Source organism: Nocardia bhagyanarayanae, from assembly GCF_006716565.1.
Classification (GTDB): Bacteria; Actinomycetota; Actinomycetes; order Mycobacteriales; family Mycobacteriaceae; genus Nocardia; species Nocardia bhagyanarayanae.
The window spans coordinates 5581589-5599502 of record NZ_VFPG01000001.1 but is presented as its reverse complement, the minus strand read 5'-3'; the positions used below and the strand labels follow the sequence as shown (position 1 = coordinate 5599502).

Annotated in this window: 16 protein-coding genes and 3 pseudogenes; 6 read left to right on the top strand and 13 right to left on the bottom strand. The window is 66.6% G+C overall.

Features of this window, described 5'->3' with window-relative positions; all coding sequences use genetic code 11:
- Window positions 1-108 precede the first annotated feature (108 nt).
- A complete protein-coding gene (aat, locus tag FB390_RS24490; protein ID WP_246124191.1) occupies window positions 109-846 on the bottom strand; it encodes a leucyl/phenylalanyl-tRNA--protein transferase in 738 nt (245 codons plus the stop codon).
- A gap of 92 nt (window positions 847-938) precedes the next feature.
- Window positions 939-1331, bottom strand: a complete 393-nt coding sequence (locus tag FB390_RS34675; RefSeq protein WP_281292407.1) for a DoxX family protein — start codon at window positions 1329-1331, stop codon at window positions 939-941.
- Between the two features lie 124 nt (window positions 1332-1455).
- Here FB390_RS34675 and FB390_RS24480 point away from each other — a divergent pair, with 124 nt between their 5' ends.
- A complete protein-coding gene (locus FB390_RS24480) occupies window positions 1456-1782 on the top strand; it encodes a sigma-70 family RNA polymerase sigma factor family protein (RefSeq protein ID WP_141811060.1) in 327 nt (108 codons plus the stop codon).
- A gap of 74 nt (window positions 1783-1856) precedes the next feature.
- Complete coding sequence (locus FB390_RS24475; RefSeq protein WP_185757156.1) at window positions 1857-2603, top strand: fructosamine kinase family protein; 747 nt, start codon at window positions 1857-1859, stop codon at window positions 2601-2603.
- 84 nt (window positions 2604-2687) lie between these two features.
- Here FB390_RS24475 and FB390_RS24470 read toward each other — a convergent pair whose 3' ends face one another.
- On the bottom strand, window positions 2688-3911 hold the full coding sequence (locus FB390_RS24470; RefSeq protein ID WP_141811058.1) for an FAD-dependent monooxygenase: 1224 nt from the start codon (window positions 3909-3911) through the stop codon (window positions 2688-2690).
- 385 nt (window positions 3912-4296) lie between these two features.
- On the opposite strand from FB390_RS24470, the gene FB390_RS24465 reads away from it, so the two are divergent.
- Both FB390_RS24465 and FB390_RS24460 read left to right on the top strand, forming a co-directional pair.
- Window positions 4297-4902, top strand: a complete 606-nt coding sequence (locus tag FB390_RS24465) for a TetR/AcrR family transcriptional regulator (RefSeq protein ID WP_246124190.1) — start codon at window positions 4297-4299, stop codon at window positions 4900-4902.
- A gap of 17 nt (window positions 4903-4919) precedes the next feature.
- Entirely contained in the window at window positions 4920-6734 is a 1815-nt protein-coding gene (locus FB390_RS24460) for an alpha/beta fold hydrolase (protein ID WP_141811057.1), read from the top strand.
- Between the two features lie 28 nt (window positions 6735-6762).
- On the opposite strand, the gene FB390_RS24455 is transcribed toward FB390_RS24460, so the two are convergent.
- From FB390_RS24455 to FB390_RS24445, 3 genes are all read right to left on the bottom strand, one after another.
- The gene (locus FB390_RS24455; protein ID WP_141811056.1) at window positions 6763-7230 is read right to left on the bottom strand and encodes a hypothetical protein; all 468 of its coding nucleotides are present in this window, start codon (window positions 7228-7230) and stop codon (window positions 6763-6765) included.
- 320 nt (window positions 7231-7550) lie between these two features.
- Window positions 7551-7895, bottom strand: coding sequence for a hypothetical protein (locus FB390_RS24450; protein WP_141811055.1), 345 nt, complete (start codon window positions 7893-7895; stop codon window positions 7551-7553).
- Window positions 7896-8454: 559 nt separating this feature from the next.
- Window positions 8455-9597 (bottom strand): helix-turn-helix transcriptional regulator, encoded by a 1143-nt coding sequence (locus tag FB390_RS24445; protein ID WP_141811054.1) that lies wholly within the window; start codon window positions 9595-9597, stop codon window positions 8455-8457.
- A 104-nt stretch (window positions 9598-9701) separates the two neighbouring features.
- Between FB390_RS24445 and FB390_RS24440 the strand changes: the two genes are divergently transcribed.
- Window positions 9702-11084, top strand: a complete 1383-nt coding sequence (locus tag FB390_RS24440; protein WP_141811053.1) for an FAD-binding oxidoreductase — start codon at window positions 9702-9704, stop codon at window positions 11082-11084.
- A 719-nt stretch (window positions 11085-11803) separates the two neighbouring features.
- On the opposite strand, the gene FB390_RS24435 is transcribed toward FB390_RS24440, so the two are convergent.
- The 3 genes and pseudogenes from FB390_RS24435 to FB390_RS24425 form a co-directional block, all read right to left on the bottom strand.
- Window positions 11804-12778: an AraC family transcriptional regulator gene (locus FB390_RS24435; protein ID WP_342780431.1), complete on the bottom strand. Its 975-nt coding sequence runs from the start codon at window positions 12776-12778 to the stop codon at window positions 11804-11806.
- Window positions 12779-12881: 103 nt separating this feature from the next.
- Window positions 12882-13167 (bottom strand): annotated as a pseudogene (locus FB390_RS24430) (Tn3 family transposase); the annotation flags it as partial.
- Window positions 13168-13633: 466 nt separating this feature from the next.
- Complete coding sequence (locus FB390_RS24425; RefSeq protein WP_141811052.1) at window positions 13634-14050, bottom strand: hypothetical protein; 417 nt, start codon at window positions 14048-14050, stop codon at window positions 13634-13636.
- 335 nt (window positions 14051-14385) lie between these two features.
- Here FB390_RS24425 and FB390_RS34425 point away from each other — a divergent pair.
- A pseudogene (locus FB390_RS34425) lies at window positions 14386-14518 on the top strand (IS5/IS1182 family transposase); the annotation flags it as partial.
- 36 nt (window positions 14519-14554) lie between these two features.
- Here FB390_RS34425 and FB390_RS34920 read toward each other — a convergent pair.
- The 4 genes and pseudogenes from FB390_RS34920 to FB390_RS24400 form a co-directional block, all read right to left on the bottom strand.
- Window positions 14555-15544 (bottom strand): class I SAM-dependent methyltransferase, encoded by a 990-nt coding sequence (locus FB390_RS34920; protein ID WP_425465917.1) that lies wholly within the window; start codon window positions 15542-15544, stop codon window positions 14555-14557.
- Window positions 15448-15714, bottom strand: a pseudogene (locus FB390_RS34915) (acyl-CoA dehydrogenase family protein); the annotation flags it as partial. The pseudogene FB390_RS34915 and the gene FB390_RS34920, both read right to left, overlap by 97 nt.
- A gap of 399 nt (window positions 15715-16113) precedes the next feature.
- Window positions 16114-16836 carry a histidine phosphatase family protein gene (locus FB390_RS24405; RefSeq protein WP_246124188.1) on the bottom strand — a complete coding sequence of 241 codons (723 nt, stop codon included), beginning with the start codon at window positions 16834-16836 and terminating at the stop codon, window positions 16114-16116.
- 526 nt (window positions 16837-17362) lie between these two features.
- Window positions 17363-17542, bottom strand: coding sequence for a hypothetical protein (locus tag FB390_RS24400; RefSeq protein ID WP_141811050.1), 180 nt, complete (start codon window positions 17540-17542; stop codon window positions 17363-17365).
- Window positions 17543-17914: the final 372 nt, after the last annotated feature.

Genomic DNA, 17914 nt, shown 5'->3' with positions numbered 1-17914 from the left:
CGCTCGCTAGCCTGTCTAGCGTTGCTAGATTTCAGCTCGCAACCGCTGGGGGAAGAAGTTCGCTGCGCTCGTCGTTGTTGGCGCGGATGGACACCGAAGCCGGTTCGTTCACGCCGGTAGGTGGTTGGGGGAGTTGGGGACCGGAATTTCGAACTGCCAGGGGCCGGGGAGGCTGGGGCGGGCGGCGGCCTGGGTGTGGAGGTGCAGGTAGTCCGCGCGGGGGAGGTCGACGGCGCCGAGCGAGGTGAGGTGGCTGGAGGTGACCTGGCAGTCGATGAGGGCGAAATCCCAGGCGGCCAATTGGGCGCAAAGCCAATACAGCGCGACCTTGGAGGTGTCACGGGCGCGGGAGAACATGGACTCGCCGGCGAAGGAGCGGCCGCATGCGACGCCGTAGAGGCCGCCGACAAGGTCGCCGTCGCGCCATACCTCGACCGAGTGCGCATGACCGAGGTGGTGCAGCCGCAGGTAGGCCGCCAGCATGTCGGAGCCGATCCAGGTTCCGGCCTCCTTGTCACGCGGTTCGGCGCAATTCGACATCACATCGGCGAAGGCGCGATCCATGGTCACCCCGTAGTCGGCATTGGCGACGGATCGGCGATAGGACCTGCTCACCCGCAGGTCGGTCGGCACCAGAATGCTGCGCGGGTCCGGGCTGTACCAGTGGATCGTTTCGCCGGGGTTGTACCAGGGAAAGATGCCCGCGGAATAGGCGCCCAACAGCCGCTGTGGCGACAGATCCCCGCCCAAAGCGACCAGTCCGGTCGGATCCGCGAGCTCGACAGGTGGGAAAGGCTGATCTGGATGGACCAGATACATCCGCATCAGGTCGGCAGCGTCGGTCACCGGACAGACATTACCGACCTGAGCGAACAGCCTCAGGCTGCGATGACGGGGTGTGATTTCTCCTTTGATGGTGGTTCCGGCGGCCAGCCGAGTCAGGCGAAGGGTTCGAGGCTGAAACGGCCCCAGGCCACGAAGACCGCCATGGCCAGGTAGAGCACCTCGGCGACGGCCGTGACCCACAATCCGCGCCGGATCCGCACGATGATCGCCCCGCTGAAAAGCAGGGCCGTGCCGGTCGCCGCCACCGGCACCAGGATCGGTGCGATGTCGGGCACGGCGGGCAGGATCAGCCCACGGCCCCCATAAGGTCCACGACCCCAAGAGCTTTCAGAGCGCTCAGATCCCGCGAATCGCGCCGCGAGGACTCCCTCGACGAACACGGCGCAGGCCTCGAGCCGCGGCTTCGGGCCGATCCCGAGGAGGAGGCCCTGCTGGCGGATCGCCTTCGTCCTGCACGACCTGTTCGCCGTACCGTTCGCCGACATCGCCGCGATCGTCGACCGCAGTCCCGAGACGACGCAGCGGATCGCCAGCCGGGCGCGCGGTCGGGTGCGAGGCAACTCCGGGTCGGGCAGCGACGACCGGATGCGGCGATACCGAGCCGTCGAGGTGTTCCTGCGCGCCGCACAGAACGGCGAGTTCGAAGCGCTGCTGGCGATGCTCGACCCGGACGCGACCTACCGCACGGACGAGGCCGCACGCCTGCTGGGGGCGGGGACCGACATCGACGGTGGCCGAGTCCTCGCCGAAGCGTTCTGTGGAAGGGCGCAGCCTGCTCGCGCGGTCATGCTCGACGGCGAGCCGGGCATGGTGCTGGCACCGCGCGGCACGCTGATGCTGGTAATGACCTTGCGATTCGTGGGCGAGCGCATCGCCGGGATCGACGCGGTCGCAGATGACGACCGATTGTCGAAAATGGAACTCACGGTGCCATAGTCCCGGGCTCTCCAGATGATGCCGGACCGATGCAGCGCTCGCCGAGACGTCGCTGCCCATGGTTCACTGCCCTGATGGCAGAGGTCGAGATCCTCGCTGAGCGGCTGGTGGCGAAAGGGTTCGCTGTCACATCGCTCGAACAGGTGACCGGCGGGTGCATCTGCATCGCCGGGATCGCCACATTGCGCGACGGCGGCCGGATATTCGCGAAGACGCTGGCAAACGCTGACGTCTTCGACGTCGAGGCCGCCGGACTGTCGGCGCTCGCACGGCTCGGTGGTGTGCGTGTCCCTGCCGTGGTCCACGCTTCGACCAATCTGCTTGTGCTCGAGGCTCTGTGCCCTCGCGGCGAGGACGAGCAATTCTGGGAGCAGCTTGCTCGCATGGTCGCCGCGCTGCACACCTCCACAGTCTCCGACCGCTTCGGCTGGCACCGTGACGGCTGGCACGGCCGGATGCGGCAAGAAAACGCTTGGTCGACAGACGGATACGAGTTCTTCGCCGAGCACAGGATCCTGCGCTGGCTGCGGGAGGAGCTGGTGCTGGCAGAGTTCGACCGAGACCAGCGCACAGCGGTTGAACGGCTCTGCTCGGCGCTACCCGAGTTGGTCCCGCCGCATCCACCATCGCTGACCCACGGCGATATGTGGCCGGGCAACATCCTTGCCGACGGCTTCGGCATGCCCGCATTGATCGATCCCGCGGTGTCGTTTTCCTGGCCGGAGATCGACTTGGCCGCCCTGTGGTGCCAACCCCGACCGCCCGCGTCCGGCCGGTTCTTCGCTGTGTACGAGGAACTCGCTCGTCCGTGTGAGGGGTAGCGAGACCAAGCGCAGCGCAGCGGTTTCTCGCAGTGCGACGGTGTCCTACTCGAGCGCTGTCTCGTTCGACACGCTATGTGACACCTACGGTTTGGCCGACAAGGCGGTCGGCGGTGCGGCCGGGACACTGGTGTCCGGCAGCCCCGCGTAGTCGGGTAGTTCGACCCCATTGATCGCGCGCTCGACCAGCTCGGCGAACCACTCTCCGGTGAAATCAGGACCCGGCTCGGCGTCGGACCCGGGGATGTCGCGGCTGCGGGCGTTCAATTGGGCGATCTCCTGATTGGCCTCGACGAACGAGCGCATCCGCGCCTCGTAACGGGCGAAACCGATCTCTGGATTCCACTCGGCAGCAGCCAGTTCGCCGGCCAGCACGTAGGCGCCGACCAGGGCCAGCCCGGTGCCCTGGCCCGACATCGGGGAGGAGCTGAACGCCGCGTCCCCGAACAGCCCCACTCGCCCACGCGACCAGCGATCCATCACGACCTGGGCGACCTGGTCGAGATAGAAGTCCGGGGTGTCGTCCAGATGCGCGAGGATGCGCGGGGTCAACCAGCCCAGGCCGTCCATCCGCTCACGCAGCAGCCGCTTCTGGGCCTCGATATCGCGGTAATCGACATCGACGTCGGCCGCGGGGAAGGAGAACATCGCCATCGCCCGGGTGGCGTCCTGTATCGGGCGTAGCCCGGCCGAGCGCCCGGACTCCTGGTACTCGAGCAGCCATTTGTCGAGCCCGAATTCGTTGGGCACGCTGAAGAAGGCCAGCACGTGCCCGAGGTGGCGGACGAACTGCTCGTGCGGCCCGAAAACCATTGTGCGCAGCGCCGAATGCAGCCCGTCGGCTCCGACCACCAACTCGAAACGCCGCCGGTCACCGCTGTCGAAGACCACCTCGACCCCGTCCGCGTCCTGGGAGAGCTCGGCGATCCGGTCGCCGAAGATGTATTCGACGTCGTCACGGGTGTCCTCGTAGAGCACCTGCGACAAGTCACCGCGCAGGATCTCGATCTCCGCGATGAATCCGTCGCCGCCGTCGTCGTCCACGCGGAAGGTCTCCAGCACGTTCCCGTCCGCGTCCACGGTGTGCGCGCCGATGGTCTGGGTGCAGGCCGCGCGTACCGCCAGGTCCAGCCCCATCCGCCGGATGACTTCCTTGGTCACTCCACGCGCGTCCACGGCCTGGCCACCGGGACGCAGTTCGGCGGCCCGCTCCACCACCGTCACCACGGCTCCCCGCCGGTGCAACCAGTGGGCCAGCGCGGGCCCCGCGATGCTCGCTCCCGCCACCAACACTCTGACACCGCTCACTGCGCCTCCCACTTACCCCGCCGAATCACTGTCCGGATCGATTGCCTCTGTTCCTGACCCACCGCTGTCGGTGTATCCAGAGGTATCGACGACCGAGCCGCCAGGAATTCATCGGTGCACCCGAGACCACGTTCCTGCGAACACCTTGAACTCGGCAGTTGAGTGCGTTGGCCACTTCGGGCCATGACAGGTTGTGCACCGCGACAGGCTCCTTCTCCGCTATCCCGAATCCGCCACGTGTCCCACATATCTCGCTCCGGGAACCCTTGCCGCCTCTCGAATGGAGCGAGAGCTCGTGCCAGGTGCCGATCTCCAACCGGGCGCGGGTCGTGGCGCAACGGATCTTCGGTTGCAGAGAATATGTAGATCGGTCTACTGTTTCGGTATGTCGTCGGAACGCAAGGGCCAGCTCACGAGCGCCCGCATGGTTGACGCGATGCTGGATTCGATCCAGTCACACGGTTACGCCGGGACCGGGATCAACACCGTGCTGGCGCAGGCGAAAGCGCCACGGGGATCGATGTACTTCCACTTCCCTGGAGGGAAGGAGGAGCTCGGTGAGCAGGCGATCGGCAAGGCCGCCAAGCAATTCCAGCAACTCATCGCCGACGTCACAGCCGATGCGGCAGGCCCGGGACAACTCGTCACCAGGATCGTCGAGGCGTTGATCGGTTTGCTCGTCGAGAGTGACTACGCACTGGGCTGTCCGGTATCCGTGGTCACCTTGGAGATGGGTACGCACAGCGATCGGCTGCGCACGGCATGCGCCACGACCTACGAGTCCTGGATCGCGCCCGTGGCGGACTACCTGATGTCCGCCGGGCACACAGCCGATCGCGCACGCGACCTTGCCGAGACAACCCTCAGCACCCTCGAAGGAGCGATCATCCTCAGCCGAGCGGCACGGGATACCCGTCCGCTGGCCAGCGCCGCGCGCGTGCTCGGCCCGCTGCTCGATCAGCACGCCACATCCACGAGCGAGTCCGAATGAACCACGTTGGAGAACAGATGAATTCAGGACAAGCCCGGCACGCGTTGGTCTTCGGTGCCACCGGTTTCGTCGGTCGGCACCTGATTCTGGCGCTCGATGCCGTCGGCGTATCCGTGCTGGCGGCATGCCGCACCGAGATTTCGTACCAGAAGATGACCGATTGGCTCACCGCGCACGGATGTCGGACGCTGCCGAAGCTGGTGTCGGTCGATTTCGATGCGCCGGGACTCGGGTTGAGTTCGCCGGCTCAGTTGACCGAGGTCTCGGAGATCTACAACTGCGCGGGCGCATACCGATTCGGAATGTCCGAACACGAGGCCCGCAAGGCCAACGTGGACAGCGTGCGTGCGATCGTCGCGCTGGCCTCAGAAGTCGCCGGGCTGCGCCGACTGGTCCTGCTGTCGGGATACCGTACAGGCGGACAGGATCCGGCTCAGGTGCCGTGGAGCCCCGAGCGTATTCGCCACACCTATCGGGCCCTGGGCGCGTACGAAGCCTCCAAAGCCGAGTCCGACGCGGTCTTCCAGTCCGAGGCCGATCGGCTGGGTGTCCCATGGAGCATCGTCAATCCCTCCAGCGTCAGCGGGGTCGGCGCGACCGGTGAATCCGATCAGTATCTGGGTTTGGCAGACAGTTTCCATCAGTTGTGGAACGGCGGTATGGCGGCACTTCCCGGCAGCAAGGACACCTTCGTGCCGGTTGTCCCCGTGGACTACCTCGCGCGGTTCATGAGTCTGCTGCCACTGGATCCGACCACCCAAGGCCGTGCCTACTGGATACTCGACGAGGCGACACCGGCATTGCCGGAGCTGTTTCGCGTTGTGGCCCAACACTATCGAGTCAAGGTGCCGGCGATCGGAATCCCTGTCGGTCTTCTGAAACTGCTGCCCCGTGCGCTGACCAAGGCCGACCCGGAGACGATCGGTTTCATGTCGACCGACCGATACCCGACTGCTTCGGCGCAAGAATTCGCCGCCCGGCACGGTCTGACACTGCCGGAATCGGTCCCCGCGATCCAGCGATGGGCAGATCACCTCGCAGCACACCGTTTCGGCGAAGCCACGACCACGAGCCTTCCGCGTAGGTTCTCCGAATACGCCGGTGTGCGAACCTTCCGGCTGGGACCCGATCACGCATCGACGGTCGTATTGCCCGGTCTCCCGGTCAATGCCGAAACCTGGGCCGCCGTCGCCGAAACCCTCGAGCAGACGATTGTGGCCGATCTGCCCGGGCTGGGCATGAGCGACGGGGACAGCCGAGTGTGGCCGGACTGGCTCGATCACCTGTTGTCGAGCAGCGAAAGTCACCATGTGGTCGGACATTCCATCGGGGCGGCCGCGGCCGTCGAGGCTGCTGGCAGAAATCCCGGTCGTGTCCGGCAGCTGACGCTGGTGTCCCCGTTCTTCCTCCAGCGTCCCGCGCCGATGCACACCCGCATCAGCTTCCTCACCGAATTCGTCCTCCGCCGTATGAGCAGCGAGGCGTTGTCACGTCAGCTCACCGGCGGAGAAGCCGGCGCACCCGCTCTGCGGACGAGCGTCACCGATCTGCGGCGCGCCGGGACAGCAGGCCGGACAGCACGCCTGCTGCGGGCGACGACCGAACGACAATGGCGCACCCGCCTGATTCGCCAGCTCACCGAGTTCGGCGGCTCCGTCCACCTCATCGTGGGCTCCGAGGACCCCCTCGCCCCGTGGGCATCCGAGGTGATCGAAGCGCTGGGAGAACGGGTGCGGACAACCACGATCGACGGTGCGGGACACCACCCTCAGCTGACCCACCCCACCCACCTCGCACACACGATCCAGACCTCGCCCGCCACACATCGCTGAGGGGTGACGAAGCCGGCGGCCCAGTGCTTCAACAGAAGCGCGACTGCGAGATGCCGCTCGGGCGCTTGCGCGAACGGTCGACCCGGTAGTTGAAGCGTCGATACCTCGCCATATGCGCCGCGTAATAGCAGATCCAGTACACCACCAACGACACTGAGAATGTCAACCACGCAGGGATGCCGCTCGCCAGCACGCCGCCACCGATGAATGCAAGCGACAGTGCCAAGGGAAGCGCGACGGCCCACGCGAACAGAAGCCGCCGCCTCATGACGTGGGGCATGATCAGCGCGACACCTGTGAGGATGTAGTCCTGCTCGGCCCGCAAGTGGTTGTCGAAAGCGTCCCCTACCACCAGAACCGGCCGTCCCTTCCGAAGCCGGACCTGCGCCCCTTCCGGAAACATCTTCGACACCTTCCCCGACTCGACATCGAGAGGCTGCACACCGAACCTGGCTGCGATGTCACCCATGCGTGTTCTGGTCTGATCGAGCTCCACCCGCACATATTCTCGTACGACTGTGCAGGTCAGGCTGCGGGGCGCAGGCGACGCGCGAGCCCAGCATTACTCCGCTCAGGGTGCCCCCGGCGTGTTGTCTGCGAGAGCAAGAGCGCTAATGACGGCTTCTTCGGAGATTTGGTGTGCAGGCCCGCGGCGATGTCGTTGCCACCATCGTGAGTGACGTGCGATCTACCGAAGTCGTGACCACATGAAATCGATAGCACACCAACAGGATTTGGTTCGTCCGCTTAGGGTGACTTTTCCTGCGGCCTCGAATTGTCAGGCCGAGGCGAGTGCGACGACTACTCCGTCCAATCTCACTCGTCAGGAGGGGTCGCGTCGAGGACTTCGGTCACGTGAAAGTAGCCGACCTGGCGAGCGCCTTCGGTGATGATGACAACGGTGCCGGCCTGGACCGCGTGTGCACCCGTGTTGCCGACCATGAGCCATCCTGCGGTGGCGGGCGAGCGCCAGGCTGAACGATCCTGCACTCGCACGGCGAACGATCCCAGCCCGTTGTCGATGCCATACGGGGGCACGAATGCTGTGGCGGCATAGTCCTGATCCTCCGGTGTTGGTGGCGGTCCGGATGATCGGCCGCCTTGATCAGGGGTGAGCCAGATGATTTGGCCGCGGAACGGAAGGTTGCCATGAACGAGCACAACGACATTCTGTCGTTCGGTGGTCAGTCGCGATCATGGGGCAGCTTCGATGGTTGAGGAAATCTCATACTTTCGGGCGCTGGCGGCCCCGCGCCCACGCCTCGAGGACCTCCCGGTTGTCGGGTGCGGTCTCGGGAATGTCGGTGTAGTACTTCTTGGCGACCGCCTCGGTGTTGCCCAGTTGGCGCGCCGCCCGCTCCGGGGCTGGCGCACGACCGTGGCGACATGCGCGATCGGACGGTGCCGGCAGCGTTGCACGAGGCGTCGCCGCCCTCCACGGACAACGGGGCATTACGGTGGGACACGGCGGGTCTTTCTCGCTGGCGGATGCAGGGATTGGCGTTTCTCATCCTGCCGCTGAAAGACCCGCCCCTCAGCTCACACCACGTGTGACGTCACCAACGTCATGACCCGCAACAACTAGCCCAGCAACTGGCCGCCCGCCCGGGTCCGCGCCCTTGGCATCGAGAAGTTCGTCGTCCGTGGTTCCGGCTGTCGACTGGCGGCAACCGCACGGAATGTCAACTCAACCGTCAGACCACCAAGCTGCACGAAGCGACTAGACCTGTGTTCCGGGCTCACGATCTGCGAACCAACCCGATGGCCCGAGCGTGTTGCCGATGCGTGGCGCGTAATGGTCGAAGAACACTTTCGACATCAGTTCGCGCCGGCTGGAGACCCCGGTCTTGTCGAAGACCACCTTCAGGTGGTCCTGCACCGTGTACGGCGACAGATGCAGCTGCTTGGCGATTTCCGCGGTGGTCGCGCCGCGCAGCACGGCCTCGACCACATCTCGTTCGCGCGGGGTCAGCCCGAACGCCGCCACCACCAACGGCACCACCTCCGATGCGCCGGCGCGTTCGATGGTGACCACCACCTGGCTGCCGACCGCACCGCGGCCGTTCAACGGGGAGGCGTGCACGGTCAGCCACTCGCCGAGCCGGGACCGCACCTGCACCCGTGGCACGGTGCGGGCCCGGCCCGACTCCAGCGCCCGCGCCGCCGCAACGATCGCCAGCACCGGTTGCGGCAGCTCGCGCCAGAGGTCGCCGCCGAGTTCGGCGATGCGCTGCTCGGCGGCCGGGGTGGCCTGGCACACCTCGTTGTCGGAGTCGAAGGTCAGCACGACCGGTCCCTCCGCCGAGTCGTGCAGCTGCACCGGGGCGCCGGCCGCGTCGGCGATCAGGCCGGCGCGGATCCCAACCGCCAGTGTGCCGGATAGTCCGTCGAGGAAATCCGCCTCCGCGGGGCTGAAGCCGCTGCTGCCGAGTCCGCGGTAGATGGCGACGCCACCCCAGGTCTGGCCGCCACAGCGCATCATCGCCCGCAGTTCGTGCCCGAGCCCGAACACCGGCTCGAACAGCTCCCGGAACCGCGAGCTGCGCCGCGGGTCGCCACCGGTCTCCTCGTGCAGGATGCTCACGCCCACGTCCCGGCTCGCGAGGTCGCGGAAGAGGCTGACCTCGTCCCGCACGTACTCGTGGAAGGCGAACTCCGCCTCGCAGGGCTCGCCAAGCCCCACCTTCACCGAGCCGGTCACCAGCGAAGTATTCGGATCGATGGTGCCGAAGCACGCGGAGTCGAAGGGCACGGCGCGCACGAGGATGTCCAGCGCGTTCTCGCCGAACTCCTGCCACGGCAGCCCGGCGCGAGACAGCGCGTCCAGCGCGGCCCGCGCGGTCTCGGCTCGATAGGTACTCACTGTGGCAAGTGTGCCGGGCAAGACCGAACCCCCAGAACCCTGGGGGATCGATTTCCCACGTCGGTGGGATACCGCACGAGACGCCCGGCGGCGACGGTTGGTGCATGACTTCGACAACCGAGACCCACCCCGCCGGTGACCCCGTGCTGGCCCTGCGGGCAGGCCTGGACGGCGCCCTGACCCTGCCCGGCGACAACGGTTGGGAGCTCGCGGCGCGGGCCTGGAACCTGAGCGTGGCCCAGCGTCCCCGCGCGGTACTGGCCGCCCGCGTCGCCGCCGACGTGGTCACGGCCGTCCGGTTCGCGCGCGACCACTCGCTGCAGATCTCGGCCCAGCCCAGCGGCCACGGCGCTACCGGGGCCCTCGACGAGACGATCCTGATCCGGACCGCGGCCTTCGACGATGTCTGGATCGACGCCGACGCCCGGGTCGCGCGGGTCGGATCGGGCGTCACTTGGGCGCAGTTGCAGAGTGAGCTCGACGGCACCGGGCTGACGGGTCTGATCGGCTCGAGCCCGGATGTCACGGTCGTCGGTTCCTGCCTGGGCGGCGGGCTGTCGTGGCTGTCGCGGCCGTTCGGCACCGGCGCGAGTTCGCTGCGGGCCGTGGAGCTGGTCGACGCGTCGGGCCGACACCGCTGGGTCAGCGACGACAAGGACCCCGAACTGATGTGGGCGCTGCGCGGCGGCGGCGGGGACTTCGGGATCGTCACCGCCGTCGAGCTCGACCTGTTCCCCGCGCCGCGGATCACCGGCGGGCGGCTGGTGTTCCCCGCCGAGCAGGCGGCGCAAGTCCTGCGCGCGTTCACCGCAGTGACCAGCCTCGCCCCGGACACGCTGAGCCTGTGGGCGGCGGTGATGCACTTCCCGCCGCTGCCGTTCCTGCCCGAGGAGATCCGCGGCCGCTCCTTCTGCTTCGTCGACGCCGTGCACGTCGGAGGCCGCGACGAGCTGGCGACGCTGCTGGCCCCGGTTCGGCAGGCGGGCACCGTGCTACGCGAGACCGTGCGCCCGCTGCGGCCTTCCGAGATCGGCACGGTGTGCGAGGAACCGGCCGAACCCTCGCCCGCGACGCACACCGCGATGGGGCTCAGCGTGGTCGACGACGAGGTGATCGACCGGATCCTGCGGCTCGCCGGGCCGGGCACCGGGACACCCCTGACCCAGGTCCAGATCCGGCATCTCGGGGCGGCGCTGCGCAGGCCGGTGGCCGGTGCGGCCGGGCGGATCGACGCCGAATACCTGGTGTCCGCACTGGCCATGCTGCCCGAGCCGACGCTGGCCGGCCCGGTCGCGGCGGCGATGACGCAGCTGCGGGAGGCAATGGCGCCCTGGGACGCCGGCCCGACGGTGCTCAGCATGCTCGGCCCCCACGAGGAGGTCACCGCCGCGTTCGACGAGCCGACGCTGGCCCGGCTGCGCCGGGTCAAAGCCACCGTCGACCCCAGCGGGGTGATCCGCGGGAACTACCCGCTCGCCGGAAAGTAGGCGATTCCAACGGTTGCGGTGCGAGGCTGCGTCACGCGCCCCACCCTGGATGACGGTTGTCGCCGATGGTTGCCAGTGGTAGGTCACGCGAAAGCGATTGCCCGGCAACACATTCAGCGATTCGAGTGATTGCAACCCGAACTCTTCAGCCCGGCTTCCCGGTCACGGGACGAACAACTCGAGGGCCGGCGTCACGACGTTCGGATTCTTCTGTATGTCTGCTGGGAGGGTCGCAATGCGGCATGGAGCAAGAAGTGTGGCGAAGCACCATATCTGTCACCGGTTCTAGTACCCCAGCTGGAACGACCCGTCGGGCGGAGCCCTGTCACTGGAGTCGCAAGCTACTTGTCACCCCAGCGCCGGTTCAGTCAGTGTCATCGGTGAAGCGGACCGACCCGCGTACGTAACTCCCGCCTATCCGTTCCCTGCGAGAATGCGGCCGCACGGCTTCATACCGCGCTTCTGCAAGGTCTTCGATAGCTCGATCAGGTGCTCGAGAGAGCGGCCGAACATGGCAACCGTTACAGATTCGGTGGACTTCGACCTGCGGGAACGAACTGGGCCGCAACATGTCTCGTGCAAGATCGTTACCGGACGCTCGGACTCGAGCACTGCCTGTTCATGCCGATGTGCAAGCGCTTACATCTCGGCCCGGTCCGCTCTCCCGGAGGCGGACCGGGCCCAGATCCTTGATGCTGTTCAGCTTCCGGCAGGATCCGTCACGCCGGTTCGATGGGCAGCCACAGCTCGCAGGTCGCGATACTGAAGTCATCCGCGCGCTCGAGGACCGCAACGATCGAGGGACCCGGCCGCAGACGCCATGGGTTGGAGGGGAACCACTCGGTCGCAGTCGCGGCCCAGGCCTCCTGCAGGGTCTGCGGATGGGGTCCGGCGGTGTGGAAGACCGCCCACTTGCCGGCCGGTACCTCGATCGCGTCGAGGTCACCGGGGGTCGGAGTGCCCTGGGCGACAGCGACCCCATGCAGGTAGGTCAGTTCGCTTCCCTCGGTGCCGTCGGGGTCAAGGTCGTCGCAGACTTGCAGCAGGCCCCCTGGTTCGGCGTCTCCGAGGTCCTTCAGCCGCGCATGTTCCTCCTGCGGTAGTGCGGCGATGTGCCGCTGAATGTGCGGGTTGATGCCCTGGTGGATGAGTGGAACCCGGGCGCTGTGTCCGACGAGCCGGAACGCGGGGCGGTCGACGATGCGGGTGTCCATGGGGATACTCCCTTCGACGGTCAGGCGGAACCTGAGCTGCGGTTGTGTGCGAAGGGGGCCTCCGTCGCGGCGGACGTCGCTGGGGCGGGCGCCGTGGACTACCCGAAACGCCCGCCCGAACGCCTCCGTCGAGCCGTATCCGTGCCGGACGGCGATGCTCAGCAGATCGTCCTTGCCCCGGACGAGGTCACCGGCGGCGACGGTCATGCGGCGTCGGCGTACGTATTCCGACAGCGGCATGCCAGCCAACGACGAGAACATCCGGCGCAGGTGGTATTCGGTCGTGCCGAGTGTCCTGGCGGCTGCGTCGACGTCGAACTCTTCGGTGAGGTGCTCCTCGACAAGAGCGACAAGCCGGTTGAGTGCCGAGATCATGAGGCCTCCCTTCGATATAAACCCTGGCGGAAGGTACCCCTGCCGTGCCCGACCATTGCGATCCGATCCGATCATCTGATCATGCGCGTGGGCTGGCGCGCTCATGCCGTTGGGCGAGCCTCTCCAGTTTGGGCTATGTCGCCCTCACATCCAGTAGCCCACGGATGGCCGGATCGACACCCGGTCTTTCCCTGCGTCTCGGGCGGGCATTGATGTTCTCGCTGTGTGCGGGCGCAATGTGAGCGAGCACCTCGTCGTCGATGCGGCGGCCCCTCGCGGCGCATCTGTTCGACCGCCAGGCCGTAAGACTCTGCGGTCCAGGCGATCACTGCGTTGGTGGCCGAGGTCAGGCACCACGCCTGTTCGGTCTGGAATTCCAGATGCCGGGCGCGGATCATGCCTTCGTGGGCGTAGAGCAGGTCCCGGCGCAGGGCGTGCAGGGGTTCGCCCATGTTGAGCTGGCGGGAGATCTCGCGCCGATAGTCCGGATCCGCCCTGGACCCTTCCGAATTCGCTCGTTCAACGCAGGTGCGAGATACAGATCACAGCTCGTGCTCATCGGATTTATTCCCTTTTCGGAGCCGAGCGCGGGCCACAGCAGCGCGGGCACCATCGTGTCCACCGCGATGTCGTTGGAGATCAGAGCTGTCGCAAGGCTATTGGCGTTGTCCATGGTGACGAACTCGACGCTGACCCCCGCTTGTCGAAGAAGCCCTCCTGCTCGGCGACGAAGGTCATCAGATCGGCGGGCACACCATGCGCCAGACCAATCTTCAGGACGGCGCCCTGTGACCGTTGCTTTGTCGAAACGTCTTGTGGCGGACGAACTGTGGGAGCTGGTGGAAACCACTGCTGCCTGAGTTCACCGCGCGCCAGCAGGGCGGCGGCACCGCGCCGCTGGACCAGCGAGCGGCTCGGTGGATTTCGCGCCGAGCAGGCCCCGGCGCGGTCCAGATCGGCTCAGATTTGTGCAGTCCAGTTGACGGGAGGTAGTCCGTCGGCGCGGCGTAGCGTGTCGGCGACTGATTCCAGGTACAGCATGGTTCGCATCGACAAGCCGGTGACGACACGCCCGAGGCGGCGCAGCGCCGGATTGTCCAGGTCCGCAACGACATCCGCGTCCTCTTTGTACGACAGGATGGGTAGGTAGGTGAAATACCCGGGGTCCACGCCGAATACCTGAGCGAGACCGGAGCGCAGCGGCGCGGGGACGATGGCGATGTGGCCGGCGCGCAACCGGTACACGTAGTCCGGGGTGACGCGCTGGCCGATGGCAGTCAGCCACGCCGCGACGGTCTGGTCGGAGAGTGGACGCCCGTACCTGCGCTCCCACATCTCGAACGCCAGGGTCAACCGGGTTCCGAAATCCTTGTCCACAACTGCCTCGCCTTCTGGCCCCACTGCCGTTGATGAATCACTGAATTCTTCGACACCGTAAACCGAACCATCCCGGTCGTTCGTCCGATTCGGCACGAAGATCGAAGTTGTTCGGCCCGATGGGGACCTCGGCAAACTTTCCAGTCGGAAATATTAGTGAATTACCGTCCCACGCCCTGTTTTTCGCTGGCGCGCCGGGGAATCGAGTGCTCGCCATGGATGACTCGTCGGGAAGACGCCGTGTCTCATGTCGCCGTAATTCGTTGACAGTGTGTCGGAACTGGTGTTGTCGCCTGGTGTCGACGCGGGCTCCCGGCCAGTTGTCGAAACGCCTTGTGCCAGACGGTTTGCGGGCTCTCATCGAGCATGTTCTGCCGGAGTTCGCCGTGCGTCCACACGGTGGGATACGGCCCGGTCGAGGACCGTGTGGTGTTCACCGCGGTGGTGTTCGTGCTGACCAGTGGTTGCGGCGGTGGTGGTCGGGCCGTTGGGCGTGCGGGTACTTCAGGCGCGTGCGGGGACGGTCGCGCGGGTGGGAACCGATAGGTCGAACGGGCGGAGGGCGTCGGTGCGGTCCCAGTGTGCGGGGTCGATGGCGTCGCGTTGTCGGATGTGTTCGACCGGTTGGAGGCCGTGCGCGCAGGAGGGTGTCGACGTGTTCGAGCTGAGGAAAGTTCTCCAGGGTTCGCCCTGTTCGGCGGCGGCGGTCATGACCAGCTCGGCGTAGGGCTGGCCGACCTCGTCGCGGTGCTCGGCGGGGAGGAGGTGTTCGATGACGAGTTCGGTGCCGGGTGCGAAGCCGGCGAGGGCGCTCAGTACCTGCTCGATTGCGTCGAGTATGAGGTACATGGTGACGCCGAGCCGGTTGACCAGAGCGGGGCGACCGAGGTCGAACCCGGCGCGGGCGAGACGAGCGGGCAGTGAGTGGGCGGGTTCCTGCTCGAGGTCCAGGGCCACGAAGCGGACCGACGCCGGTGCCGTCGTCGCTGTCTCGACCAGCAGCTTCTGTTTCCAGCCATAGGCGTCGGGCTCGTCGACTTCGAATACCCGCATGCGGTGGGCCAGTTCGGAGCGGTAGGCGACGGAGTCCAGTCCGGCGCCGAGGATCACGGGCTGGTCGACGCCCTGGTCGGCCAGCCGGGTCGGGCGGTCTTCGGACTCGCCCGTCGCCCGCCTGCCAGCTACTGGTCCGCAACTGTGCTGGTGTCGCGGGTTCGGTCGAGATTGGTGGCGAGCCGGGTCAGTAGGTGTTTCAAGGTGGCGATTTCCTCGGTGGTGAACCCCGCGACGGCTCTGTTGTCGAGGGCGGTGAGGTGTTGGTGTGCCTCGGTGAGTTGAGCGTCGGTTCCGGGAGCCAGTGCGATCGTCTGGCTTCGTGCGTCGCGTGGGTGCGGCTTGCGGCGGATGAGCCCGTCGCGATCCATGCGGGTGAGCAGCTGGGCACGGATGTGGACGGTCGTGTGGGCCACGCGGTGACCGGCCTCCGACGCCCAGAACTTGGCGGTGGCGATCTCCGCGTCCGCGGGCAGTTCCCCCGATTCGCGCCAGGCGGCCTGCCACAGGGTCAGGCGCACGGCTTCGACGTCAAGGTAGGCGTCGGCCAGGCGCTGACGGACGGCCTGGAAGGCGCCGATGGGCTTGTCGAATTGCTGTCGGGTGCGGGGTCGGTGACAACGGACAGTGCGGTCGGGCTCGAGACAGGCCGATTGAGGTCGTGTAGGACCGCGACGACGGTCCGGGCCTGCTGGTGCAATTCGTGCAGCAGGTTGAGCACCTCGATCTGGCGGGCGATATCGAGGTAGGGTCGTGGGTTCGTCGACCAGGCGGGTCGACAGGTCCGCGGTGACGGTGGCCGAGAGTGCTTGGGCGACAGCGTCTTCGTCGGCGCGTGACCATTGGCGCAGCAGCCGCTGGTGCGGGACCTCCCGCGGGCGACCAGTTCGACGACGGTGATCCCATCGGGTGCGGTGGACGACTGCACCATGGGGGACCCTGCGCTGAGATACAACCGCGCCCCGGTGCCATCGATCGTGTCGGTGACATCCGGGGCGCGGAAGGGTGAATCAGCCCAGGTCCGGGTGGCCGACCCACTCGACAATCGTCCAGCCCTTCTGCGGGCTGCCCTCGAGGACGACGCGGCCGCCGTTGCGCATCGGATCGGTGCCGAGTTTGCTCTTGTCGGCGTTGTCGGCGTTCATCATCGACCAGAACATGATGGTGCCGCCGTGCGAGAAGATGACCGGGTTGGCGCAGCCGCGGCGCTGCACATCGAGCAGTGCCTGATCGACGCGGCCGTCGAACTCGTTGCCGTCGATCGAGCCTGGAATCCGCGCGTTCAGGTCGCCGGAGAGCCACTTGATCGGCGCCTGTAGGTACCCGGACATCGCCTGGGCCTCCGGGGTGCCCTCGTACTGGCCTGCCTCGATCTCCCGGAAACCGGGCTGGATGTCGAGGCTCAGGTCCTGCTTGGCGACGGTCGGTGCCGCAGTCTGCTCGGTACGCACCATGTTGGACGCGAAGGCGCAGTCGTAATTCTTGTCGGCCAGCTGGATGGCCAGATTGTCTGCCTGTGTCCGGCCGCGTGAGGTCAGGTCGGGTCCGGGCACCTTGGTGTCGATCAGGCCGGAGGTGTTACCGAGGGACTCGGCATGGCGCACCAGGGTGATAACCATTTCGCCGCTGCTGCCGGAGCTGCTGCCGGAGCTTCCGAAGTCGATATCGGCGGACGCGACGCCGGTGGTAGCGGTTGTGGCCGCGACCGCGGCCGCCATCACCGCAATGGACAATCGAAGAGATCGGATTCGCATGGGTGGGAATGCCTTTCATCGTGGCGAACGCCACTTCAGGTATGCCGAAGAACCGGAATTTGGGGTGTCGCGTCTCACAGAAGCAGCTATTTGCCCGAATCGAGTATGGGGTATCCCATTCATCGGGATCTTTCGCGCGTTGGACCGCGCGCAGGCGAAACCACCGATAGCGGAGGTGCGAGCGGCATGTCGACTCACTCGACCCGCTCATCCGGCCGTTTCGATGCCGCCGATCCCGTCAGTCGACCCGGCATCGTCGGACTGTTCGTCGACTTGGGCCATCCACCAACCGGATTCGTCGACGTCCTGCATCTGCCGTTTCCTCCGACCAATGGCCGACTTTCGGCACAGTCACCGAATTCGAGGTCCTCCAGCACAGACGCGGGCAGGTTCGCCTCTGGCCACTCGATCCCGCCTTCCGATCGAGCACGACGAGCTTTCCCTCCATGAGCGAGATCCGTCGGTGTCGTCGGTCATCGGGGTCGCTCCTTTCCGTGGATCGGGTTCACGGGTTCCAGTCGGTGACCGGTGGGGCCGCCGACTCGGCGGCCTGGGCGACGATCTCGGCCATGGAGACGTCCAGGCGGAACCGGTGGCCGATCTGCTGTTCGACCGCGGCGTAATGAGCGGCCAATTGCGGATGCAGTTGCGCGGCGCGCACGTGGGCGCTGCGTGAGGCGAGCACGCAGAAGACGCAGGAGGCGCGAGGAATCCAGCCAGGTATGCCGGATGTGGTCGAGTACCCGCAGCGGTGATACGCGCCCATGCGGTCCCGAGACGCCAGGAATGGAACGGCAGCCAGGTATCGACGATGCGCAAACTGTTGGAGACGCTGCCCGTGGGGGCGCGGCCGTCGGTGCGCCATAACCCAGTTCGGTCAGTTGCAGGACTCGACCACCGCAAAACTCAGGGCCCTCGGCAACCAGCACCCCGACTGGCAACAGACGATCATTTCCGTATTCCAGGCGGTCAATAACCTCTTCTCAATGCACTGGACACGGAGCGCGACTTCCTCACATTGCTGGTGTCGGACACGCCCCATCAAGCAGGTCGTGTG